This is a genomic window from Geobacter psychrophilus, assembly GCF_056821595.1.
Genome location: NZ_JBXDTU010000004.1, coordinates 4,323,545 through 4,348,163 on the forward strand (window position 1 = coordinate 4,323,545; position 24,619 = coordinate 4,348,163).

Annotated in this window: 22 protein-coding genes; 8 read left to right on the forward strand and 14 right to left on the reverse strand. The window is 54.7% G+C overall.

The window, feature by feature from the left end:
- Positions 1-234: 234 nt before the first annotated feature.
- From ACOCF6_RS22670 to ACOCF6_RS22680, 3 genes are read left to right on the forward strand one after another with little or no spacing between them, the layout of a single operon-like run.
- A complete protein-coding gene (locus tag ACOCF6_RS22670) occupies positions 235-1,071 on the forward strand; it encodes a GAF domain-containing protein (RefSeq protein WP_482462596.1) in 837 nt (278 codons plus the stop codon).
- A gap of 45 nt (positions 1,072-1,116) precedes the next feature.
- Entirely contained in the window at positions 1,117-1,491 is a 375-nt protein-coding gene (locus ACOCF6_RS22675; RefSeq protein WP_482462597.1) for a response regulator, read from the forward strand.
- A gap of 31 nt (positions 1,492-1,522) precedes the next feature.
- A complete protein-coding gene (locus ACOCF6_RS22680; RefSeq protein WP_482462598.1) occupies positions 1,523-3,403 on the forward strand; it encodes a chemotaxis protein CheA in 1,881 nt (626 codons plus the stop codon).
- Between the two features lie 193 nt (positions 3,404-3,596).
- On the opposite strand, the gene ACOCF6_RS22685 is transcribed toward ACOCF6_RS22680, so the two are convergent.
- The 9 genes from ACOCF6_RS22685 to ACOCF6_RS22725 all read right to left on the reverse strand — a co-directional run bounded on the left by ACOCF6_RS22685 (position 3,597) and on the right by ACOCF6_RS22725 (position 11,938).
- On the reverse strand, positions 3,597-3,881 hold the full coding sequence (locus tag ACOCF6_RS22685) for a carboxymuconolactone decarboxylase family protein (protein WP_482462599.1): 285 nt from the start codon (positions 3,879-3,881) through the stop codon (positions 3,597-3,599).
- Positions 3,882-4,031: 150 nt separating this feature from the next.
- On the reverse strand, positions 4,032-4,586 hold the full coding sequence (locus ACOCF6_RS22690; protein ID WP_482462600.1) for a sigma-70 family RNA polymerase sigma factor: 555 nt from the start codon (positions 4,584-4,586) through the stop codon (positions 4,032-4,034).
- 41 nt (positions 4,587-4,627) lie between these two features.
- On the reverse strand, positions 4,628-4,921 hold the full coding sequence (hgcB, locus tag ACOCF6_RS22695) for a mercury methylation ferredoxin HgcB (RefSeq protein WP_482462601.1): 294 nt from the start codon (positions 4,919-4,921) through the stop codon (positions 4,628-4,630).
- 19 nt (positions 4,922-4,940) lie between these two features.
- Positions 4,941-6,095: a mercury methylation corrinoid protein HgcA gene (hgcA, locus tag ACOCF6_RS22700; RefSeq protein ID WP_482462602.1), complete on the reverse strand. Its 1,155-nt coding sequence runs from the start codon at positions 6,093-6,095 to the stop codon at positions 4,941-4,943.
- A gap of 18 nt (positions 6,096-6,113) precedes the next feature.
- Entirely contained in the window at positions 6,114-6,584 is a 471-nt protein-coding gene (locus ACOCF6_RS22705) for a MarR family winged helix-turn-helix transcriptional regulator (protein ID WP_482462604.1), read from the reverse strand.
- Between the two features lie 180 nt (positions 6,585-6,764).
- Entirely contained in the window at positions 6,765-7,619 is an 855-nt protein-coding gene (gene opp4C, locus ACOCF6_RS22710) for an oligopeptide ABC transporter permease (RefSeq protein WP_482462606.1), read from the reverse strand.
- Between the two features lie 2 nt (positions 7,620-7,621).
- The gene (locus ACOCF6_RS22715; RefSeq protein WP_482462608.1) at positions 7,622-8,602 is read right to left on the reverse strand and encodes an ABC transporter permease; all 981 of its coding nucleotides are present in this window, start codon (positions 8,600-8,602) and stop codon (positions 7,622-7,624) included.
- Between the two features lies 1 nt (position 8,603).
- Positions 8,604-10,235, reverse strand: a complete 1,632-nt coding sequence (locus tag ACOCF6_RS22720) for a peptide-binding protein (protein ID WP_482462610.1) — start codon at positions 10,233-10,235, stop codon at positions 8,604-8,606.
- A complete protein-coding gene (locus ACOCF6_RS22725) occupies positions 10,232-11,938 on the reverse strand; it encodes a tetratricopeptide repeat protein (protein ID WP_482462612.1) in 1,707 nt (568 codons plus the stop codon). Before ACOCF6_RS22725 ends, ACOCF6_RS22720 begins: the two co-directional genes overlap by 4 nt.
- A 138-nt stretch (positions 11,939-12,076) precedes the next feature.
- Between ACOCF6_RS22725 and ACOCF6_RS22730 the strand changes: the two genes are divergently transcribed.
- Genes ACOCF6_RS22730 through ACOCF6_RS22750 form a run of 5 tightly spaced genes read left to right on the forward strand, consistent with a single transcriptional unit; the run spans position 12,077 to position 17,966 of the window.
- Entirely contained in the window at positions 12,077-13,642 is a 1,566-nt protein-coding gene (locus ACOCF6_RS22730) for a bifunctional aminoglycoside phosphotransferase/ATP-binding protein (RefSeq protein WP_482462614.1), read from the forward strand.
- On the forward strand, positions 13,636-13,893 hold the full coding sequence (locus ACOCF6_RS22735; protein WP_482462616.1) for a hypothetical protein: 258 nt from the start codon (positions 13,636-13,638) through the stop codon (positions 13,891-13,893). Before ACOCF6_RS22730 ends, ACOCF6_RS22735 begins: the two co-directional genes overlap by 7 nt.
- Positions 13,890-17,141, forward strand: a complete 3,252-nt coding sequence (locus ACOCF6_RS22740) for a SpoIIE family protein phosphatase (protein ID WP_482462618.1) — start codon at positions 13,890-13,892, stop codon at positions 17,139-17,141. Before ACOCF6_RS22735 ends, ACOCF6_RS22740 begins: the two co-directional genes overlap by 4 nt.
- Positions 17,142-17,160: 19 nt before the next feature.
- Complete coding sequence (locus tag ACOCF6_RS22745; protein WP_482462620.1) at positions 17,161-17,496, forward strand: STAS domain-containing protein; 336 nt, start codon at positions 17,161-17,163, stop codon at positions 17,494-17,496.
- Between the two features lie 29 nt (positions 17,497-17,525).
- Entirely contained in the window at positions 17,526-17,966 is a 441-nt protein-coding gene (locus tag ACOCF6_RS22750) for an ATP-binding protein (RefSeq protein WP_482462622.1), read from the forward strand.
- Here the strand turns inward: ACOCF6_RS22750 and ACOCF6_RS22755 are convergent.
- The 5 genes from ACOCF6_RS22755 to ppk1 all read right to left on the reverse strand — a co-directional run bounded on the left by ACOCF6_RS22755 (position 17,947) and on the right by ppk1 (position 24,393).
- Entirely contained in the window at positions 17,947-18,447 is a 501-nt protein-coding gene (locus ACOCF6_RS22755) for a HyaD/HybD family hydrogenase maturation endopeptidase (protein ID WP_482462623.1), read from the reverse strand. The two genes, ACOCF6_RS22750 and ACOCF6_RS22755, sit on opposite strands and share 20 nt — an antisense overlap.
- Before the next feature lie 73 nt (positions 18,448-18,520).
- Complete coding sequence (gene cybH, locus ACOCF6_RS22760; protein ID WP_482462624.1) at positions 18,521-19,189, reverse strand: Ni/Fe-hydrogenase, b-type cytochrome subunit; 669 nt, start codon at positions 19,187-19,189, stop codon at positions 18,521-18,523.
- 31 nt (positions 19,190-19,220) lie between these two features.
- Complete coding sequence (locus tag ACOCF6_RS22765) at positions 19,221-20,918, reverse strand: nickel-dependent hydrogenase large subunit (protein ID WP_482462625.1); 1,698 nt, start codon at positions 20,916-20,918, stop codon at positions 19,221-19,223.
- A gap of 3 nt (positions 20,919-20,921) precedes the next feature.
- Positions 20,922-22,061 (reverse strand): hydrogenase small subunit, encoded by a 1,140-nt coding sequence (locus tag ACOCF6_RS22770; RefSeq protein WP_482462626.1) that lies wholly within the window; start codon positions 22,059-22,061, stop codon positions 20,922-20,924.
- A gap of 220 nt (positions 22,062-22,281) precedes the next feature.
- Positions 22,282-24,393, reverse strand: coding sequence for a polyphosphate kinase 1 (ppk1, locus tag ACOCF6_RS22775; protein WP_482463426.1), 2,112 nt, complete (start codon positions 24,391-24,393; stop codon positions 22,282-22,284).
- Between the last annotated feature and the right edge of the window lie 226 nt (positions 24,394-24,619).

The window sequence follows — 24,619 nt, forward strand, 5'->3', positions numbered from 1 at the left end:
CCACTAATATGACCATGCTCACTATAATCGATATATCATGCCACGGCAACACCAAAATGAGCACGCTCATATTTAATCGTCAAAATACAGGTTGCTATGTATTCATGTAGCCGCTTAATCTTGCGGTTTTTCCGAGGCGTGACCGCACGTTGATTGATGGGTTGCTCATTTTTTAAAGCGTAGTAAACTAAATTCGCCGTTTGACATAAAGCTGCGAGCCTCGAGGAGGTTGAAATGGAACAGGAATCTGTCGCATTAGAAAAGAAAGTGGATGATTTTTTGGGGATTTTTCAAAAAGGAGAGGCACTCACCCGGGAGCTCTTGAAGCAGAATGAGATGCTGAGATACAAAGTCGCCCAGCTAGAGAGCATTCCCCGGCATCCCGAGTCCTTGAGCGCGGAACATCGGAGCGCCATTGAGCAGCGTCTCCAGGAACTGGAAGAGGAGAAACGGGATCTACTTGAAAAATATCGCAAGGTCGAAGAGGAAAATCAGGAGTTTGCGAACCGTTATGTCGAGGTCGAAATAGAGAACCACAATCTTGCCAACCTCTATGTGGCAAGTTACCAGCTCCATTCCACACTGGATTTCAATGAGTGCCTCAAGATCATCCTCGAAATCGTGACGAATCTTATCGGCGCGGAGGAGTTCTCGGTCATGCTGCTCAACGAGAAAACGGACGAACTCTCTATCGCAGTGCAGGAGGGAATGGGCTCCGGCACGAGGCCAGGCATCAGGGTTGGCAACGGGATCATCGGGGGAGCGGCCAAGTCCGGAGAGGCCTACTACCGGGAAGGTAACCCGTGTGATGTCTCGGGCATTGATTATGAACATCCACTCATCTGTATTCCGCTTATGATCAAGGAGCAGGTCATCGGAGTGATCGTGATCTATAAACTGTTCATACAGAAAACGGAGCTTACGGCAGCGGACTATGAACTCTTCTCCATGCTGGCCGGCCACGCGGCTACGGCAGTCTTTTCATCACAGCTGTATTCCCAGTCCAAACGGAAGCTTTCCACGATCCAGGGTTTTCTCGACGTGCTGATGGACAAGCCGTCCGCAGCATAGATACGATAAGCAATTCCCACATCATAAAAGACTGGAGGATGCGATATGATAAAAAAGATCATGGTAGTTGATGACTCAACGTTGATCCATCAGATGTATAAAATGGCTCTTTCCCGCTACAAATGCACAATTCTCGCTGCAAAGAACGGTCAGGAGGGGCTGAATCTGCTGGCAAAGAACCCTGATATCGATCTGATTCTGCTCGACATCAATATGCCGATCATGAGCGGTCTTGAGTTTCTGGAGGAGGTAAAGGAACTCGGCAGCTACTCAGACATCCCGATTATTATCCAGAGCACGGAAGGAAAGGAAGAGGAGACAAACCGCGGAATGAAGATGGGAGCGTCGGGCTATATAACAAAACCCGTTCAGATGATGAAACTCCACTCCATGATAGAGCAGCTTGTGCCTTCCATCTGAATGAGTTGTCACTGTGTTGCAGGAGCAGATCATGGATGAAACCTCTCAAGAACATTGGTATGACCCCGCTGAGATCAACATACATGAACTCCGGAATGCCTTCCGGGAAGAAGCAGATGAATTGATCCCGGAACTGGAAAGCGCACTTCTCGAGCTCGAGAATAATCCCGAAGACATGGAACAGATCGGGCGGATCTTTCGCGCTCTGCACACCATCAAGGGTTCCGCTCGCGTCTGCGAGTTCCACGACATCTCCGCTTTCACGCATGAGCTTGAGACGGTCCTGGACAACGTCAGGAGCGGCCAGATGGCTGCGACCGCAGAAATCATCACGCTGACACTTACAGCTTGTGACCAGATCAAGGTCATGCTCAGCGCCGCCGTTCCGGGCGACACCCCTGACGAAGGACGGGTGCGGCAGATCATCTCTTCGTTGCAGATCCTGACGTCCCAGCCTGCGGCATCGGCAACAGCAGTTCCCTCCCCGGTACGGGATTCTCCTCTCCCAGATACCGACTGCCCAACCATGGCAGGAGACACAGCGATGGTGATGTACGACGTCATTGACGCGGAGGGGGCCAGTGACCATGATACAACCTACAAGCGGTTGGGAGAGATCCTGGTAGAGACCGGCGCTATCCAACCCGCCACGCTCGAGTCCGCTCTGATGGATCAGCAGCAGATGAAGGAATTGCACCAGCAGCGCCAGATGCCGGATGCGATGTCAAGTATCCGCGTTGCGACGGACAAGCTGGACAGTCTGGTCAATCTTGTCGGCGAACTCATGACGGTGCAGGCCCACCTGAGTCAGACGGTAGTAACGGTCAAAATGCCGGCCCTTCATTCCATTGCCGAAGAGATCGAGCGCCTGATTGCATCGCTGCGTGACACGACCATGAACATCCGCATGTTGCCCATCGGGACAGCCTTCAGCAAGTTTGGGCGCCTGGTCCGCGACCTTTCAGCGGAGCTCGGCAAGGAGATCGAGCTGACCACGGCCGGCGACGAGACGGAACTGGACAAGACAGTGATCGAGAAGCTGGGCGATCCGCTTATCCATATTATCAGAAACAGCATCGACCACGGTATCGAGCATCCTGTCGAGCGCCTCAAGGCGGGCAAGCCGAGAAAGGGCACTCTGCACCTCTCGGCTGTTCATTCCGGTGCCTATGTCCTGGTACAGGTCAGTGACGATGGCGCCGGACTGGATGGAGAGTCGATCCACGCCAAGGCCGTGGAAAAAGGCCTCATCCAGGCCGATGCCCAGCTCCCGGAGCAGGAACTATGGGAGCTTATTCTGGCTCCCGGTTTTTCAACGGCACAGCGGGTAACCGATGTTTCGGGACGGGGAATCGGCATGGACGTTGTCAAACGCACCATTGATGAGCTTCAAGGCACGCTCAGGATCAGCAGCAAAAAGGGCCAGGGCACAACGATCACGCTCAGACTGCCGGTAACACTCGCCATCATCGACGGCTTCCTGACCAGGACGGGCGGTGAGCATTTCATCTTCCCGCTTTCCCAGGTTGAGGAATGCGTCGAGATGGTCGCAGCATCAGGTACGTCTCAGACTGGCAGGCGGCTGGCGAATGTGCGCGGCAGGATCATTCCCTATGTCCACTTGCGGACCTGTTTCGGCATCATGGAAACAGCGCCAGACTGTGAGCAGATTGTGATTACGAAGGTTGACAATCGGCGAGTGGGGTTTGTGGTGGACACGGTGCTCGGCCAGCACAAGACGGTGCTGAAATCCCTCGGCAGGTTCTATAAGGATGTGGAAGTCGTCTCGGGCGCCACGATTATGGGAGACGGAACAGTGGCGATGATTCTGAATATTCCGAATCTCGTGAGCTTGGCCGAACAGCAGGAAGCGTACACGGCTGAGGGTGATAAGCATGAACCTGGTTGGTAGCCTGGAAGACCAGGTGCTGCCCGATCTTCCAGACCTTCATTTGGTATCCGCCTCTTCGACCTTCAACTTCGCAATCTGCTAGTACCTTAAAACTTTTGAAGTTTCCATTGATGCAGGCCGGATGAAGCAAGTTTTGTCTCTGTTGACGGGTATCGCTCTAAAAGGATACCCGTTTCACTATACCGGGGTAAGATCAACAACATGACCTGGAATCTGTCGCCGATGCACAGCAGGCAGATGGGGCAGGTGTTTGTTCGTCACCAGCGACTGAAAGACGGCGTGATGCCGCCTCCAGCACTTTATCCGCCGGTACGCGCTTGACTTTATCGGCTAATTCGATCGCTTCGGAAATTTCCGCATCCGAGAGTCCGGCTTTACGGGCTGCCTGAATGTGAAATTCGATACAGGGTACACAATTGCTTGCCAGTGCCGCTCCGATAGCGACGAGTTCGCGTTCACGACTGTTCAACGTGTTCATGGTGTTCTCCTTGTTTGAATTCTTCTGCGTTACCGCTGCGGCACGCGAGAAGTTGTATGTTTCTATTGATGTAGACGGGGAGTAATCGAAAAAGATACACTTGGCGGGAATATTTTTGAAAGTGGCAAGCGGCCACGTGGATATTCTGATTTATATACGATCGCACATGATTTCACTGCGCTCATCGCGGTAGAAAGTGCACTGGTGTTCCATGGACTTGCGTAAGGCGGTACGGGCGCGGTGGAGTCTGATCTTGACCGTGTCGAGGCTGACATCGAGAATCGCGGCAATCTCGGTGTTGCTGAATTCATCAAATTCACTGAGCAACAGGACGCTGCGGTAGTTTTCCGGCAGATCGTCAACTACCCCACGTATGCAGGCGGTCATCTCCCTGCGGATATATTCCCGCTCGGTCCCTTGATATCCTGCATCCGGCAGATCGTCAACAGAGCCATCGTCATCAAACAGCTGTTCACAATCCTTTTGCCGTACCAGAGATGACGCGGCATGATCGTGGGCCGTGTTTGTGGCAATGCGGTAGATCCAGGTTGCAAGAGATGATTCACCGCGGAATCCCTCCAGGTTTTGGCTGACCTTGAGGAAAACCGTCTGGGTGAGATCGGCAGCATCGGCCTCACCGGAGAAATGAGTCAGGTACCTGCGTATTTTAGGCTGATATTCCTGATAAACAGCTGCAAAGTCCATGGTGCCCTCCGGTCAAACAGATTGATACTGCTGCCAACAGATCATGAACAGCAGCTCCCACTGCCAATCTTGCCCAACTTGCGTTCCTGCAGCCATTCGTTGATCATGCCCGAGGCACAGCCGACTCCTGAAGCCACTGAAATGGCCTTGACCGGACAGTTCAGGGCACAGGCACCGCACTCCATGCAGGCATCACGGTCAATAATGTCGGCCTTTTTGCCTGCCAAGTTGAACACCTGATGGGGACAGACCTCCAGACAGCGGCCACAGCCGACACAAGTTGCCTGATCCAGTTTAAGGGTAGCTACGTTTTCCAGATATCTGAAGCCTTTCATATCTCACTCCTTCACTGTGTTACAAAAAACTGCCGGCCAACACTAACAACAGGCTCACCAAAAGCGCCCCCCCCATGGCCGGCAGGGCAACGCCCATCTCCTTCTTGACCCCTGAACGGGATGTATATGGGGTGCAGCCGGTAAAATTCAGGGTATAAAAGGCGCTGACCGCCGGCAGGGCCAGGAAGACGGCGGCGATTGACCACACGCTCCAGGCTGCTCCTCCAGCCAGCAGATAGTACAGCAAAGCCCAGATCAAACCGGCACAAGCCCCTTTGACAGCAAAACTCCGGCCTGGAAGCCAGGGAAGCAGGATCGGTCCGGCAACAATCCCGCTTAGACAGGCGCCTATCCAGGCGGCTGCCGCAGCCAGGCCCGTTTGTGAAGAACTCACCAGCGATAACAGGATACATATCCCAAAAACCGCCACAGCAATCGACTTGAGTGCCAGTACCAGTTCCACCGGAATCAGCACCATGCGTTCATAGAGCGTGAAGGTCAGCTCACGCATGGCTGGCGTGGCAACCTGGCCATTGTCCAGATACTCCGGCAGGTCGTCGGCGCGGATGGTGGCGTAGCTGACATTGAAGCCGCTGCGTCGGGCCACCTCGTGTGCCGATACACCCGGCGCCCCAAGGATGGGCAGAATCACCCGGCGATGACTGACCACCTTCGCCAGACCGCTGGAAGCGATACGCCGAACCAGTTCCCCACTGCCGAAGGTGCCCTTGCCGGCGGCGCACCAGACGTTAATGCCATAGGTCTCCAGCACCAGCAGCCAGCAGTTGCGTCCGGCCAGGGAGCGTCGGACGCAGTCGTAGCTCATCTTGTAGTTGGCTGTCACCAGCACCGGGTCATCCGATGTGGGATTTCCAAGTGCATAGAGACCGGGAGGCACCAGGTAGCTCATCCGGCCCAGCCCCCAGCGCGCCTTGCAGGCCCCTAGCCGGTCGCTGAAATCGAGTTCGGAAGAGACGCGCGCAACCCGCCCTGCCCCGGTTTTCAGCCACCCAAGGAAACCGGGGACCTTTTCATCGATATTTCCGCCGCCGGCGGAAGTGGGTGGCCCTCAACAGGGGGGCTTATCCAGGCCATCGCCGGAGGCGTCTGAGCAACTGGATTGCAGGACCTTTTTTTCCGCTTCAGTAGCCATCCTGATCTTCTTGATCTTCATAGTGACTCCACCATCCATTTAGTTGCAACATGCAATGTTATTCTTCTCTGTTCCACCACAACAACCACTCCTGACAACAGCCTCATTCAAAAGCCCCAGCGACCTGACGACCGTTTCCCGCTCAAAGGGGGTCAGTGTAGAGAAGATCTGTTCAATCCTATCAGCCATGTAGCGGTCGATCCGCCCCAGGACGTCCTCGCCGGCGGCGGTCAACCCCAGCAGAGTGACTCGGCGGTCATCCGGCGACACACGCCTGACGATCAATCCCTTTGACTCAAGGCTCTTGGCCTGGCGACTGAAGGTGGTGATATCCATGCCCAATCCCTCCGCCACCTGCTGCATGGCGGGACTGCCGGCCCTCCTGATCTCGAATAGAATGTGCCCCTGGGCCATGGAAACCTGTTCTCCGCAGCATTCATCGCAACTGGCCGCATCCAGCAGGCCGAAGCGCCGGACAAAAATCTGCAACTGCTCCCTGACCGTTTCCATAGTGACTCCTTCACTATACTGTTACATAATTTAATTGCATTATGCAACCATTATGTACACGCGATACAAAAAAAGGCTGCCAATCGGCAGCCCTGCATTCTACATATTCTCAAAAATTCCTCCACAAATCTGGAGTGCCCATAACGGGTTATCCACATTTGTATAACGATAGCAGCCGGATTACCGTTTCACCCGCGGATCAAGGGCGTCACGAATCCCCTCGCCCAGCAGATTGTAAGCCAGTACCGTTACCAGGATCGAAAGGCCGGGAAACAGCGACAGCCACCAGGCAAACTCGATGTAATCCTTGCCCGAGGTGAGGATGTTGCCCCAGCTGGGGGTGGGCGGCAGGACGCCGATGCCGAGGAACGACAGGGCTGACTCGGTCAAAATGGCACCGCCGACCCCGAGAGAAGCCGACACCAGCACAGGCGAGATGGCGTTGGGCAGGATGTGACGGAAGATGATGCGGGCGTCCGAACAGCCGATGCAGCGGGCCGCTAGGATATAGTCCATCTCGCGGATGGAGAGCGTCTCGGCCCGCACCAGCCGCGCCACACCCATCCAGCCGGTCAGGCCGATCACGATCATGATGTTCCAGATCGATGGTTCCCGGATGGTGATCACCGCCAGGATCAGGAAGAAGGCCGGGAAACAGAGCATGATATCAACAAAACGCATCATGACCGTATCCACCAGGCCGCTGTAATAGCCGGAAACTAGTCCCACCACCGTGCCGATGGAAACGGCGATCCCCACGGCGACAAAACCTACCTTGAGCGAGATGCGGGCGCCATAGATGATGCGGCTGAGAACGTCGCGTCCCAGTTCATCCGTGCCGAACCAGTGCTGCCAGGAGGGCGGCGACAGTACGGACCAGGCATTGATAGCGTTCGGCTCCCAGGGAGCGATCAGCGGTGCCAGCAACGATACCAGGAACAACAGCGCTACGACACCGGCACCGGTCAGGGCCATGCGGTTGCGCTTGAAGCGCTGCCAGAAGACGGCGTAAATGAAGGAGTGCTTGATGGACATGGTCACCCCCCTCCCTGCCGGATACGCGGATCGGCCAGGGCGTAGCAGACATCCGCCACCAGGTTTCCGATCAGGGTCAGGAAGGCGCCGATCACCAGGATGCCCATGACCACGGGGTAATCACGGGACATGGCCCCCTGATAAAACAGCTGCCCCATGCCGGGAATGGCGAAGATTGTCTCGAAAATGACACTGCCGCCGATCAGGCCGGGGATTGAAAAGCCGAGCAGGGTGATCAGAGGCAGCAGGGCGTTGCGCAGGGCATGCTTATAGATCACGGTCCGCTCGGACAGCCCCTTGGCGCGGGCTGTGGTGATGTAATCCTGACCGATGACATTCAGCATGGTGGAGCGCATGTAGCGTGACAGGCCCGCCAGGCTGCCGAAGGAGGCCACCATGACCGGCATAATCAGGTGCTTGGCCATATCCCACAGATAGCGCAGCGTGCCGAAACCGTCACTTCCCAGGGTATGCAGACCCGAAATGGGGAGCCAGTTGAGTTTGACGCCGAAGAAGTACATCAGCAGCAGGGCCAGCCAGAAGGTCGGCACGGCAAAACCGATGAACACAAACACGGTGATGCCCTTGTCCAGCCAGGTATCGCGGTGGGTGGCGGCCATGATCCCGATCGGGATGGCCAGGCCGAATTCCAGCAGCAGGGCGATCAGGTTCAGAGACAGCGTGACCGGCAGGCGTTCCTTGATCTTGTCCTTCACCGGTCGGTTATCCGATGAGAAGGACGTCCCCAAATCGAGTCGGGCCAGCCTGACGACCCAGGTAACATACTGTTCGTGCAATGGTTTGTCCAGACCGTAGAACTTGCGCATACGCTCGCGGGCGTCCTTGCCGACCTTGGGATTCATGGCCATCTGCATCTCCACCGGCTCACCCGGAGCCAGGTGGATGACCGTGAAGGTGATCAGGGTGATGCCGAACATCAGCGGGATCAGCATCAGGATGCGCTTGAGGATGTAGTTGGCCATATCAGTATACCTGCTCGTTCTTGGGCACATACCATTTGATCTGGTTGTGGCCGATGCCGGCCGGGGCCGGCTCTACCCCGCGAATGCGGGCACTGACCACCGGCAGGGCATCGGGGACATACAGAAAGGTATAGGGCTGCTCATCGGCCAGGATCTCCTGGATGCGGAAGTAGGCCTTTTTGCGTTTTTCAATATCAAAGGTGCTGCGCCCCTCCACCAGCAGACGGTCTACCTCGGCGTTCTTGAAGCCGATGAAGTTGAGCTCCCCCGGGTTGGTCTTGCTGGAATGCCAGACATCGTACATATCCGGGTCCTGCGAGATATTCCAGGCCAGCATGACGACTTCGAAATTCCCCTTGTCGATATACTCCTTGAGGAAGGTGGCCCACTCCACGATGCGGATCTTGACATCGATGCCAATGAACCCCAGCCGCTGCTGGATGATCTGGGCCGACAACAGGCGCTGCTGATTGCCCTGGTTGGTCAGGATCGTGAATTGAAAAGGCTTGCCATCCTTGACCAGGATCCCGTCGCTGTTCTTTTCCCGCCAGCCGGCCTGGGCCAGCAGATCGGCAGCATGTCGCGGATCGTAGGGAATATCCTTGACACCAGGGTTATAGGCCCATCTGCCCGGCACAATCGGTCCGTGGGCCTTCTGTCCCATGCCGAAAAGTACGCCATGGATCAGCTCTTCCTTGTTGATGGCCGCGGTCATGGCCTGGCGGATGCGTTTGTCCTTGAAGAGCGGGTGGCGCAGGTTGTAGCCCATATACAGGTAACCGGAGGAGGGATAACGGAACTTGTTGAAGCGGGAGGTGAACTGTCGGGAGGTCGTCTGACGGGCATACTGCACCGGTGTCAGGCTCATCAGGTCTATGGCTCCAGCCTTCATCTCCATGTACATGGTGGAGGTATCGGGGATGATGCGGTAGATATAGCGGTCGATATAGGGGCGGCCCTCGAAATAGGCGGGATTGGCCTCAAGTACAATCTTTTGGCCGGCGATCCACTCCTTGAAAACATACGGTCCGGTGCCGACCGGCTGACGGGCCAGGGGGCTTTTAGTAATGTCCTTCCCCTCCAGCAGATGGGCCGGCAGGATGTTGGTTCCCCACGAGGCCAGGGCTGGCGCAAAGGGCGCAGCGTAAGTGACCCTGATCGTATGGTCATCGGGTGCGGTTATGGTTTTTACCTGTTTGAAATCCTCGGCGTAGGCGGTGGGAGTTTTGGGGTCAATGATGACGCGGTAGGTATAGAGCACATCGCGGGAGGTGAAAGGGGCGCCGTCATGCCATTTCACACCATGACGCAGGTGAAAGGTGATCGTCAAGCCATCGGGAGAGACTTCGAACGACTCGGCCAGATCACCGACGATGACCAGGTTCTTGTCGTATTTGATCAGTCCGTTGTATATCTGACCTGCCACGGCATGGGAGGCGGAATCGGTGGCCAGTACCGGAATCAAGGTGGAAGCCTCGCCAATAGTGCCTTCCACAATGGCATCACCTGAAACCGGTGTTGAGAAACCGGCGGCCGGCGCAGGTGTGTTTTTCTGATCAGGCGGAGAACACGCAGTCAGTGCGCATAACGCGCCGAGGAAGATCAGCCCCCTCCCCCACCAGGACATCCTCATCGTTCGACAGGCTCCCCTTTGAACCGTCGGACCTTGTCCTGCAATTCCTTGCGCTCCGGATCGATCTCCAGTGCCTTTTTGTAGGTTTTGAGCGCCTTTTTATGTTCTTTCCGGGCAGCATAGACATCACCGAGGTGTTCGACAATCGTCGAGTCGTCCCCCACCAGGGTCACCGCCTCTTCCAGATTTTTGGCGGCTTCATCGTATTTCTTTAATTTGAAGTATACCCAGCCAAGGCTGTCCAGGATAAATCCGTCATTGGGACGAATTTCCACCGCCTTTTTGAGATACGTGAGAGCCTCTTCCAGGTTTATGCCCATCTCAGCATAGGTGTACCCCAGAAAGTTAAGCGCCTGGGCATCCTTGGGGTTAAGGCTGATGACCTTTTTCATCCGCTCAATGGATTCTGCACGTTTGCCCATTTTGTCATACAACACGCCAATGCGGAACTGAAGGCGTGGATCTGCTTCGAACTGTTTTTCCGCATCGAACAACAGCGCCAGGCCTTCATCGGGCTTATCCAGCGATTCGAACAAAGATGACAGATTCATGTAAAGCTCAAGCTGATGGGGGTTATCCGTAATGGCAGACTTGAGTACCTCAACGGCCTGAACCGGTTTGCCCTGTGACTTCAGAATAAAGGCGATATGACCGATTACATCGATATAGGGACCGGAATCACGGGGTATTTTCTTGAATTCGATATATGCGGTTTCAAGATCCCCTTTTTCTTCATACGCCATGCCGAGATAGAAACGGATCAGATGGGCCTCCGGATCCTTTTCAAGCATGGTGTTGAAAATCCTGATGGCTTCATCGAACTGTTCGAGCTCCATATGGATCAGGCCGATCTTGCGCATGGTTTCCTGACCGCCATAACCGGATTCGACCGCAAGATCAAGATATTCGAGGGCATCAGTGAATCGGCGCTGCTGGATCAGAAGCTGGATCAGTCTCTGCAGAACAGCTGCAGCATCGCCATCTCCACCGACCAAACCTTCATAGGTCTCGATGGCCTTGGAATAATCTCCCATCGCTTCATACGCAGCAGCAATATCAATGGCGGCCTGATCAAAATCAGGCCTCAGTTCGAGGGTCTTGGTAAAATAACCGACGGCATCACGGTAAAGCTTCATCTGGCCGTAGGTTTTTCCAAGATAGTAATACCCCAGAACCGAATCATCATTGACTTTTATTAGTGCCTTGAGCGTGCTGACCGCCTCTTCATATTCAAACAGGCGTGTCAATGAGATGGCCAGCTGCAAATAGGCATCTTCCCTGGATGGATCAAGCTGTATCGCCTTGCGCAGATACACAGCCGCTTCCGAATCCTTGCCGGCAGAAGCCAGAACAGAACCGGCCATGAGATATGGAGGGCGGTAGGCTGGATCAAGCTTGATGGCCTTGGATATATATTCCAAGGCTTCAGATGACTGACCGATCTTCAATTTAATTTCCGCCATGGACGAATGCAGAAATGCCGAGGTCGGGTCAAGCGCAATGGCATCACGCAGGGTGTTCAGTGCCGCCGGATAATCCCCATCCAGCACTGAAAGCCGGGCACGGGAATAAAGATACATCGAACGCGTTTTGCCATCATGGGCCGGCGTTGTTGAGAGAGAGGCTTCTGGTGAGACCGACGGCACGGTAGCGCACGATGATATCACTGCGACAAGTAGCAATAGTAATGAAATAACAGGCATTGGTAGGCTCGATAGAAGGAAAATGTTTTGAAATTTAGCATACAAACGGCTTCTGCGTCAAACGAATATCATAGCTGTTCGCGACCTTGCGGACAGACTGCTTTGATGGTATTATTAAAATTACAACGAGGGCGCGCCATGATACGAAGCATACTTAAATCATTACTGAAACCGGACGCCTACCCTGAGGAGGTAACCGGTATAGAACTGATTCAAACGCATGTTTCCTATATTTTTTTAACCGATCGGCATGCCTATAAAATCAAGAAGCCGGTGGATTTCGGCTTTCTTAATTTCTCGACGATCGACCGTCGCCGTTTTTACTGCAACGAAGAGGTCCGCCTCAACCGCCGCCTCTGCCCCGATATCTATGAAGGGGTTGTGGAACTGCGCGAGTCTCCGCACGGGGCCGCTTTTCACGGCAATGGGGCAATCCTCGATTACGCTGTAAAGATGCGGCGCCTTCCGTCAGACCGGATGCTTGACAAACTTGTTGAATCCAGAGACATCACTGCAGAAACAATGCGGGAGGTTTCCCGCACCATCGCAGAGTTTCACCGCACAGCCCTGACGTCTGAAACAATTGCAGAACATGGCCGCCTGGAACGGATCATGTACAACTGGCAGGAAAATTTTGATCAGACGGTCGCTTTTGAAGACACCACCCTGCCGGCTCATGAACGAGAAACCATCCGGTCCTGGGTGTCAGCATTTGCCGCAGAGCATGAGAGTCTCTTCCAACAGCGGGTAGATGACGGCTTTATTCGCGAATGTGACGGTGACATCCACCTGGAAAACATCTGCCTGGACAACGGCGCAATCCACATTTTCGACTGTATCGAGTTCAACGATCGCTTCCGCTGCAGTGACACAGCAGCTGACATTGCATTCCTGCTGATGGATCTGGATTACCACGGCCGTCACGACCTGTCCGATGATGTGATCGAAGAATACGTGTCGGTTTCCGGTGATTCCGGCGCAGTGGCCCTGATCGATTTCTACAAGATTTACCGGGCGTTTGTGCGCGGCAAGGTCGAAAGTTTCCGTTTGAATGACAACGGCCTTAGTCAGGACGAACAAACGCTTGCCAGAAATAAAGCCGTCAGGTATTTCAGGCTGGTTCGGGGATATATAGAACGCCGCAACCTGAAACCCGCACTGTTTATCACCTGCGGATTGATGGGAAGTGGCAAAAGCACCCTGACAGCACAACTGGCCTTTGAGTTGGGGCTCCCATCATACAATTCCGATGTCGTCCGGAAACAGTTGGCAGGTCTCCCGCTTGAAAAGCAGGTCAGGGAAAGCTTCAACGAGGGGCTCTACGATCAGCAGTCACACGATGCCACTTACGCCGAACTGCTCCGCAGAGCAGAGCAGCGTCTGACAGAAGGCGGTTCGGTAGTGATCGACGCAAGCTTTACCCGCAAAGATCAGCGCGCCGCTTTTTCCGCCCTGGCGGACCGTCATGCGGTCCCGCTCATCATCCTGCATGTTACCTGTGGTGATGCCGAGAGCAAACGGCGGCTTCTGGATCGTGAGGCAAACGGCATTTCTGTTTCTGACGGACGCCTGGAACTGCTTACGAGTCAATCCGCGGGATTCGAGCCCCCGGATATGTCTGAAGGGACCATTATCACACTTTGCGGGACAGATGATCCGATCAATCAGACGAACGAAATCTACATCAGGTTGCTGCCATGCTGAAGCGCATCCGTCATAGAATCCTGCATCGACTGCAATTGCGGGAATCCTGGTTTATTTTTTTCATCCTGGGCATTATCATGATGAACTTTCCTTTTCTGCATATCTTCAACAAATCCGACCCCCTGTTCGGTTTTCCTCTCCTGTTTCTGTACTTTACCGGCGGCTGGGCGATCTCGATCTTTGTCATCTACCTGTTTACCCTGTCCATACGGCAAAATTCTGATGAGCAGCACGGTGCGAAAGAGCCGTGAAGAGCGGCTTCGCCTCAGCGGCGCTCATATCACTACTATATACCCTGTTGATCTTCCTGATCGCCTGGTATGCCCATCACCGCAAATCGACAGGACGCAGCATTGTCGGGAATCCCTATGTTTACACCCTCTCGATCGCGGTCTACTGTACCTCCTGGACCTTTTACGGCAGTGTCGGCAAGGCAGCCACTACCGGTATAGATTTCCTGATGATATACCTGGGTCCCTCACTGACCGCCTTTTCCTGGTTTTTCCTGCTACGTCGCATCATCCAGATCAGCAAGGAACATAACATTACCTCCATCGCCGACTTCATCAGCCTGCGCTATGGAAAGTCCCTCTGGCTGGGAGCCCTGGTGACCCTGATTGCCATACTCGGCATCATGCCCTACATCGCCTTGCAGATTAAGGCGGTTTCAACCAGTTTCTACCTGATCAGCGGTTTTCAGGGCGACAGTTTCCGCATACCGCACGGTGACACTGAACTGACTGTTCCCATCGGGCTTATACTGGCCCTGATCCTGTCAATCTTCAGCGTGATGTTCGGTGCACGGCACCTGGTGTCCTCAGAACGGCATGAAGGCCTGGTTGCCGCAGTGGCCTTTGAATCGCTGGTTAAACTCGTCAGCCTGCTGGGTGTGGGAATTTTCGTCACCTATGAGCTTTTCGACGGCTTCAGCGATATCTTCACCCGCTTCCAGACCGCCTACCCGGAGCGCTTCGCCCAACTGTTCACACTCGGATCAACAAACGGCAATCCTGAATCGATACCATCCTTTACCATGCTGTTTCTGTCCATGGGCGCCATCATGCTGCTGCCGCGACAGTTTCACGTCATGGTGATTGAAAACTCCGATGAACGCCACATCACCAAAGCCATGTGGATGTTTCCGATCTACCTGTTTCTGATCAACATCTTCGTCATGCCGATAGCTCTTGGGGGAATTCTCTCGACCGGCAGCAGCACTGGTGCCGACTTTTTCGTCATCAGTGTCCCGCTCTCCACCGGCCACTCCGGTATTGCCATGCTGGCCTTTCTGGGAGGCCTCTCTGCCGCTGCCGGCATGGTCATCGTAGAATCGGTAGCAATATCCACCATGCTGCTCAACCACATCTTCATGCCGGTTATCGTCCGCTTCACTCCCCAAGCATGGTTCCCGCTGCTGCTGATAAATCTCAAACGGATCGGGATCTTCCTGGTGATCTTTCTGGGCTACTTCTATTACCGCATCGTGGGCGATTCCTTCATGCTGGTCAATATGGGTCTGATCTCCTTTTCCGCTGCCGCCCAGTTTCTGCCGGCCATGCTGGGAGCCCTTTACTGGCGGCGCGGCAACAGAACCGGTGCAATTGCCGGTATTCTCTTCGGGTTCCTGACCTGGTTCTATACCCTGCTGATCCCGTCATTCAGCCACTCGGGCTGGATCTCAAAAGAGCTGCTCGGTTCCGGTCCCTTCGGGGTGGGGCTTCTCAAGCCAACAGCCTTATTCGGCATGACCGGCATGGACCTGTGGTCCCATTCATTGTTCTGGAGCATGCTCTTCAACATCAGCGGCTACATCATCTGCTCAATTCTGCTGCATCAGGATGACCGCGAGCGTGACCAGGTCCGTAAATTCATCGGCGTATTCGAAATCGAGCGTCGCCAGCATCGCCAGGCCGAGACGAAACGGCTCTCCAAACCGGTCACCATTTCCCAGTTTGTCACCCTGATGTCAAAGTTCATCGGCGAAGACGACGCCCAGCGCGCCATAACAACCTATCATGGTGGACGTGATCTGGATGCCGACGGCAATGTTTCCGAATTCGAGCTACCCAACCTCAAGCGCTTTACAGAAAAGAGCCTGGCCGGGTCCGTTGGTGCTGCGGCAGCCGGAGCCATTGTGGACAGCTTTCTGTCAGACATGGGTTCGCGGATGGAATCGGTCTATGATATCTTCAGCACCGTACGCACCTCCCTCGACCAGAGTCGCGAATCATTGTATGTTCGCTTGAAGGCATCCGAGATCATCAACAGGACGCTCGACCTGCAGATCATCATGGACGACCTGCTGGTCCTGCTGCTCAAGGAATTCAAGCTGGACGTCGCCATAATCCAGCTCGTTTCAGAGGATCAGCACTGCAGCGTCAGAAGCTACCAGGGGAGTAATCGCCGTCCGATCAACGACCTGCACTGGTTCATGGAGAGCAGGGACAATTGCGAAAAGACCCTGGGTGACCGCAAGGCCTATTTCATCAACGACACCAGGCTGGTCTCACCAGTGAAATCCCTGGAAAAGACCGTTGCCGAAGGCATTGTCGCCTGCGCCCATATACCGATTTTCCGAGAAGGTGAGCCGGCGCTCGGTATCATGTCGGTTTTTTCAAAATCCATCAGCGGATTGTTCACCGAAGAGTTTATCAGCCTGCTTGCAAGCCTGACCGGCCAGCTTGCCCAGGCTGTCACAATCGTTCATGAAATCGAGGCCAGGGATCACGAGCGCAAACAAAAGGAGCAGGCGCTGCTGAAGAACGCCCGGGTTGTGCGTGACATGGAAATCGCCCAGCAGATCCAGATGTCGCTGCTGCCCGCATCGCCACCGGAACTGGCAGGAATCGAGATTGGAGGACGCTGCATCTCGGCAGCGCATGTAGGTGGAGACTACTACGACTTTTTCCGGCGGGATGAACATACGGTCGACATGCTAATCGCCGATGTTTCCGGTCACAGTGTCGGCGCCGCCCTGATCATGACGGAGGTACGCACGCTGGTTCGGGCGCAGGTCAATTCATCACACAATGCCAGTTCCATCCTGCAGAATCTCAACTCGCAACTTTATGACGACCTGACCCGCGCCGAATTGTTCATCACCATGTTTTTCGCCAAATACAGTTCGGCCACCGGACGGCTCTCCTTCGCCAATGCCGGACACAACCATCCCATGATCTGTCGGAAGGGGCTCTCGGCCTGTATTGAGCTGGATGCAGAAGGCCTGATCATCGGGGTCAAGCCATCGGTTGTATTCGAAGAGCGTACCATTGAGCTGCAAAAAGGGGATGTATTGTTCTTTTACACCGACGGACTGACGGAGGCGACAAATTCTGAAGGAGAGATGTTCCAGAACTGGCGGGTCTGCAGTCATCTGGGGAGTATCTCTCATTTACCGGTAAATGATATAATTGATTCATTCTACAGGACAGTAACCGAATTTACCGGATCAACAACCCTGCAGGACGACATATCTATTGTCGTGCTCAAAATTTTATAACCAGAAAGGATGGTACACAATGAATCTGAAAACAGAGGCACATGCAGAGGTAATGGTTATTTTTGTTCGGGAGGAACGGCTCGATGCCCATAACTCCGATGAACTCAAAGTCGAGATGAACCGATTGTTTGAAAACGGCACAAAAAACCTGGTGGTCGATCTCAAGGAGGTGCGTTTCGTCGACAGCTCCGGCCTGGGTGTATTGGTGTCCGGATTTAAAAACGCCTCTACCCGCCAGGGAAGCATCAAATTGAGCAACTTGCAGGCCCAGGTCAAATCCATGTTCGAACTGACACGTTTGCATCGGGTATTTGACATCTATCAAACCGTAGACGAGGCTTTGGAAAGCTACTGAGCAGCTGAGTTCCCGTATGCGAGGTGCAAATGAGAAAGCATATTGACATCGAGATAACGGTCCCCAATCAGACCCGCTACCTGGGCCTGGTCGGCAGGATCGGCGAAAACATGGCTCATGAGCTGGGCGGGGGACCGGACGACCGCGAAAAGCTCGGTCATCACATTAATATCGTGCTGACCGAGGCCCTGGTAAATGCCATCAAACATGCCAATACCGCCGATCCCAACAAGGAGCTGCACATCCGTATCAGCGTTTCTGATACAGAGCTTCTGATCCGGGTCTATGATAGCGGCGTGGGGTTTGATCTGAACCTGTTGCCGAGCACGGTCTGCCCGGATCCGCTTAATGAACAGGGGCGCGGAATTTTCATTATCAGGTCATTGATGGATTCGGTGGTGTACAAAAAGTCTAATGGAGGAAATGTGCTTGAAATGAAAAAAAAATTGGTTAAACCGGCAGCGGCCTGACCCCCCATAACGCCAGTTCATTCAACACCATGTGAACCAGATCTTCAACCCTTAGCTCAACATCTGCCGTCAGTTCGGTATCCATTTCGATACTGCCCGGCTGCACACCGATCAGCACCATTTCACGGGGCGCATGCCCCATCAGTTCGGCCACGGACAACAGGTCCTTAAGTCCCATCTGGTGTGGTGACACCTTTGTTGCCAGGGCTATCGGCAACTCCTGACCGGTCAACCTGACACACGTGCCCGGCTTTTGCCCGGTTTCGACCGCATCAACCACGATCAGGCGCTCGATCCCCTCCAGCTTGGGGAGCAGATCAAGTCCCAGCGTGCCCCCATCCAGCAGCTCAACATCCTTCGAAAAGCGGTACTCACGCTGCAGCCTCTGAACGACCTTTACCCCTACCCCGTCGTCACTCATTACCAGGTTACCGATGCCGAGCACAAGTACCTTTACGTCTGTCGAAGCCTGAAAACTCATGCCACCTCCCGAAGTGCATAAAAAAAGGGCGCACGCCGTTGTGCGCCCATCTGTATATCACAAACCAAGTAATTTATTCCTTCTCTTTATGCACCGTGAACTTGTATCCGCTGAACATGCTGGAGATTTCACTGCCATGCTCCTTGATATCCATCAACCAGGCACTGTAGATGTGATTGACAATGAAACCGAAGATCAGATACATACTAAAATGGTGGGCCAGTCGCATGCCCTGGTCACTGAACATTCCATACATGAACCCGAGCGCCTTATGCATCGGTCCAGCCGGTGCATGCTGGGCATACAGTGAAAAACCGGTCAGGATCATCAGTATGTAGATCGCAAACAAGGCCGTGTACGCGGTTGTAGCCAAGGGGTTGTGACCGATTGTTTCCGGCACCTCCTTATCGATCAGCAGGTAATAGCGAAACATCCTGACCATCTTTTCCCGGCCCTGAGCAGTGAAGAACGGAAAAAACGCCCGCCATCCGGCATATTCATTGCCGATCAGCGACCACAGAACACGTGAGACCAGGCTTACCGTAAAAAGATAGGCAGCGGTGAAATGGACAAACCTGATCCAGCCCATGGTAAAGTCGGAGGCCGAACTGCCGAAGGAATAGGGTTTGCCGATGAAAAAGCCGGTAACCGCCAGGGTGATGATAGAGACCACGTTAATCCAGTGGCACCAGCGGACCGGAAGTTCCCAGATATAGCGTTTAAATTTGCAGGATTCACTCATAAACCGCCCCCTTTTTCTCAAGCTCCCTACCTCAGGAAACCTTTACCTTGACCAGTTCATTGCCGGTGGCATCCACAACATGGACGGCACAGGCCAGACAAGGGTCAAAGGAATGGATGGTCCGCAATATCTCCAATGGCTTGTTGGGGTCCGCCATGGGGGTCCCCACCAGGGCAGCCTCGTAGGGACCGCGAATCCCCTTGGCATCTCGTGGTGATGCATTCCAGGTCGAAGGCACCACCGCCTGGTAATTCTGAATCTTCTGGTCCTTGATCTTGATCCAGTGCCCCAGTGCCCCGCGCGGAGCTTCGTGCATGCCATACCCGCTAGCCTCTGCCGGCCACTCGGACGGCTCCCATTTCTCACCCGCATGGATACGATAATCGCCCTTGGAGATATTACCGATCAGCTCATCCAGGAATTTGGGGGTCTGCTGGGCAACCAGCAGGCAGTCAACGCCACGGGCAGCAGTACGTCCGAGGGTCGAAAAGAGCGCCTCCGCGCCGACACCCAGTTTTCCCAGCACCAGATCAACCACCGCTTTGGTCTCCTTGTGACCGGAGGCATAGGCCACCAGCACGCGTGCCAGAGGTCCGACCTCCATCGCCTTTTCATCATAGCGCGGTGTCTTGACAAACGAATACTTGGCGTTGGTATCCAGATGATCATAGGGGGCCTTGGGCCCGGTGTAGCTCACCTCGGTCTCACCGTCATAGGGATGCAGTCCCTTGCCCGGCCCGGCAGAATTCTCAAACCAGGAATGATCCACGTATTCGGCGATCTTGCCCTGGTCAACCTTGATGACCTTGGACAGGTCCTTGTTCATTATGGCGCCGGCCGGAAACCAGAGATTGCCGCTGGCATCGGGAAACTCGCCGTAACACAGGTAATTGCCGACACCGCCGCCAATACCCGCCCAATCCTTGTAGAAGGAGGCCACGGCCAGCAGATCGGGGATGTAGACCTTTTCGACAAAGTCCTGGGCCTTTTTCAGCAACCGCTTGATCTCGATCAGCTTGTCGGCATTCAGGGCATTCTGGGAATCGGGGTCGATCGGGATCGACATGCCGCCCACCAGGAAGGATTGGGGATGGGGGTTCTTGCTCCCCAGGATGGCGTGGATCTTGATGACATCCTTCTGCCACTCCAGCGCCTCCAGATAATGGGCGGTCGCCATCAGATTGGCCTCGGGCGGCAACTTGTAGGCCGGATGCCCCCAATAGGCATTGGCAAAGGGCCCCAGGCGACCGGATGAGACAAACGACTTGAGCTTGTCCTGAACTCCCTTGAAATAGGTGGCCGAATTATTGGGCCAGTCCGAAAGTGATGCCGCCAGCTTGGAGGTCGCCGCCGGGTCGGCCTTGAGGCCGGAGGTGATATCAACCCAGTCCAGGGCATGCAGATGATAAAAATGGATGACGTGATCCTGCACGTTCTGGATGCCGATGATAATGTTGCGGATCAGTTCGGCATTGGGGGGGATCTTGATCTTGAGGGCATTTTCAACGGCCCGGACAGAGGCGATCGAATGCACGGTGGTACAGACACCGCAGAAGCGCTGGGTCCAGAACCAGGCATCACGCGGATCACGGCCGCGAAGGATCTTTTCTATGCCGCGGAACATGGTGGCCGAACTCCAGGCATCCGTGATCACACCGTTATTCACTTCAGCCTCTATGCGCAGATGTCCTTCAATCCTGGTAATCGGGTCAACAACTATCTTCGCCATATCCTAACCCTCCTTGGTGTCGTCGCTGGGTTCTTTATCTTTCCTGAGGGCATTCAGGGCGCCGTGGACGGCAAAGGCAGCTGCCGCTCCGGCCACCAGCCCCACGCCGATCTTGTCGGCGGTTGCTTCGATGCCGAAGCCCGGTACATGCGGCAGACGCTTGTACATGGGCGACATGGTATCCCAGAAATTCGGTTCGGAACAGCCGGCACAGGGATGCCCCGATCCGATCGGCCAACTGGTCTTCTCGTTGTAGCGCTGGGTCGGACAGTTGTGGAAGGTTGCCGGCCCTTTGCAGCCCATCTTGTAGAGACAGAAGCCCTTGCGATGCCCGTCATCGCCCCAGTGTTCCACATATTGACCGGCATCGAAGTGCGGACGACGCTCGCAGTTGTCGTGGATGCGCTTGCCGTAAGCAAACAGCGGACGGCCATGACTGTCCAAGGCCGGGATCTTGCCGAACACCAGATAATGGACGATGGTGGCGGTCAGGTTATCGGCATTGACCGGGCAGCCGGGCAGGTTGATGACGGTCGCACCGGGTACTGCTTCCTTGACGCCGACCGCACCGGTCGGGTTCGGAACAGCTGCGGCAATGCCGCCGTAGGAGGCACAGGTACCAACAGCGATGGTGGCCAGAGCACCCCCGCAGACCTGGCGGGCCCGGTCAAGGTGCGACTTGCCGCCGGTACTGCCGTAGACACCGCCATCCTTCATCGGAATGGAGCCTTCGATGACGCAGATGTACTTACCCTTGTAGGCGGCGATGGTCTTGTCCAGCGCCTCTTCAGCCTGGTGTCCGGCAGCGGCCATAATGGTTTCGTGATAATCAACAGACAGGATATCGAGGATGATCTCGGCCACGGTCGGATTGGCCGAGCGGAGCAGCGCCTCGGAATCGCCGGTGCAGCTCTGCATCTCCAGCCAGACCAGGGTCGGCCGTTTGACCTCATCCAGCGCCTGGGCGACTTGCGGGGCAAATGAAGCCGGCAGCGCCATAGCCGCAGTCACGGCTGAACAGAATTTGAGGAAATCACGCCGGGAAATACCACGCTGACGGAGAATTTCACCGATCGAGCAATCACCCGATTCTAAACCATGTTCTAAAGTGCTGTTTTTTTCATCAACCTTTTGCCTACTCATGCGAAACCCCCTTCTGTGCTGGAGTAACCGGTGAATTATTTGTCATGGCTCACAATACAAAGCGTTAATATCAAGTATAGTAAAAAAATGTTTTATTGCAATGCTAATCTTTAAAATCACACCCAAGGTCGTGTATACAAAAAAAACGGCTGCCAGGGCAGCCGTCTGAGATCACCCCGTTTGCTCCGTGAGAGCCCGGGGACAGTTTCTATTCAAACCTCTATTCTTTAGATCTCGTTTTAACCCGTTTCTTCTGTTTGAGCGACTCCTTCAGGCGTTTTACGGATCGTTCGATCATCCGGAAATGGCTGCCGCAGGGTGCTGATTCCGAGCTTGAGATCCGCTGCAGATATGAGCCGTCCGGCTGCATATCCCAGGCGGAACAGTGGTCGGACAGATGTGTATCGAATATATCCCGCAGTTCCTTTTTTAGCTCCGGCGGCTCTACCGGACACAACACCTCCACCCTGGCCTCAAGGTTACGCTTCATGGCATCGGCCGAGGCGATAAAGTACTCGTCGGCACCATTGTTTCTGAAGTAGTAGATGCGGGCATGCTCCAGAAAACGGCCGACGACACTGATGACTCGAATATTCTCGGACAGGCCGGGAATACCGGGCCGCAAGCGGCAGGTATCGCGCACAACCAGGTCAACAGACACACCTGCCATGGAAGCCTTGTAGAGCGCCTTGACAATATCGCCATCTTCGAGTGCGTTCACCTTGAACTGGATCAAACCTCCACCGTTTTTGGCGTGCTGGGCCATCTCGCGTTCGATGCCGGACAAAAGCACCTTCTTCAGCAAGCGCGGCGCAGGAGAGATTTTCTGATAATTGCGTTTGGCCATAAAACCGGTCGTCAGATAGTTGAAGAGCTCGGTCACATCCTGTCCAATGGTCTGGTCGCAGGTCAACAATCCCACGTCACTGTAGATGCGGGCAGTATCGGCGTGATAATTGCCGGTCCCGATATGGACATAGCGGCGCAACCCGGAATAATCCTGACGGACCACCATGATCACCTTGCAATGGGTCTTCAATCCGACCACGCCGTAGGTGACGTGGATACCGGACTCCTCCATCCGTTCCGCCAGCCTGATATTGGTGGCCTCGTCAAAGCGGGCCTTGAGTTCCACTACCACCGCGACCTGCTTGCCGTTCTGTGCTGCCAGAACCAGCGCATCAATGATGCGACTCTGGGCCGACGTGCGGTAAAGGGTCATCTTGATGCCGCGCACCTTGGGATCTACCGCCGCCTCGCGCAGGAAGCGCTCGACCGAGGTGGAGAACGATTCATAGGGGTGCTGCAGCAGGATCGAACCAACTTCGCGAATAATGTGGAAGATGTTGCGCTGTGACTGCAGTTGAGGGTGGTCAATAGGATGATGGGGCGGATCATGCAGACGGGGGTAATCGAGCCGGGTCAATTCGAACAGATCGCGCATGGCCAGCATGGCCGAGACTTCGAAGACATCATTTTCCTCATCCAGCTCCAGTTCGGACGCCAGGCGTCCGCGGTGCAGCGGCGACATGCCCGCGATCACCTCCAGACGGACGATCGGTGCAAACTTGCGCTCCTTCAGTTCCGACTCGATCATTGCCATCAGATCGTCGGCCTCTTCCTCATCCTTTTCCGTATTGGCATTGCGGGTTACACGAAACAGTTCGCAGGAAACAATCTCCATGCCCGGAAAGAGCATATCCAGATTGCTCATCATGACATCTTCCAGACGGACGAAATGGTCGCCCTTCCCTACCCTGATCAGACGGGGCGTACCCAGACCGACCGGCACCTTGACCCGTGCCAGGGAAACAGCGCGGGACTTTGGATAACGCAGCGCCACCAGCAGGTTGAGTGACAGGTTGGAGATGAACGGGAACGGGTGGGCCGGGTCGATGGACTGGGGGGTCAGCAGCGGAAAGATATTCGTATAGTAAAACTCACGCAGATACTTCTTTTCCTTGACCGTAATGTCGCTGTACGACTCGATCAGGATGTTCTTTTCCTCCAGCAGCCCGAGAATCGACCGGTACAGCAACTCCTTGCGAACCTCAAGCTCCCGAATGACCGCATGGCATTCCGTTACCTGCTGGCGCGGGGTTCGTCCATCCAGGGTACGTTCCCGCAAGCCGGCACCGATCTGCTGTTTAAGGCCACCGATGCGCTTCATGAAAAACTCGTCCAGATTGGCACTGACAATGGCTATGAATTTCAGGCGTTCCAGCAGCGGGGTGCGGGCATCCTCAGCCTCGTGCAGAACGCGCTGGTTGAATTCCAGCCAGGTCAGCTCGCGGTTCAGGTACCATTCACTGTCGCTCAGATCAAACGGGATGGGAACTTCAACGTCTGCAACCTCTTCAGGAGGTGTTGTTTTCTTCTTTTTTATAGAGCGATCACCACCGGTAGGCTGGACTGTTGCCGTAAGGGTTTTCGGGGTTGCTTTTGCTTTTTTAACAGGCTGTTTTTTCTTGCGCGGTGATGCCTTCACTGCCGTACCTCCACTGATTTCCAGCATATTCCTGATCTAACAATACCAGAGTACCGTGTTGACGCAACAC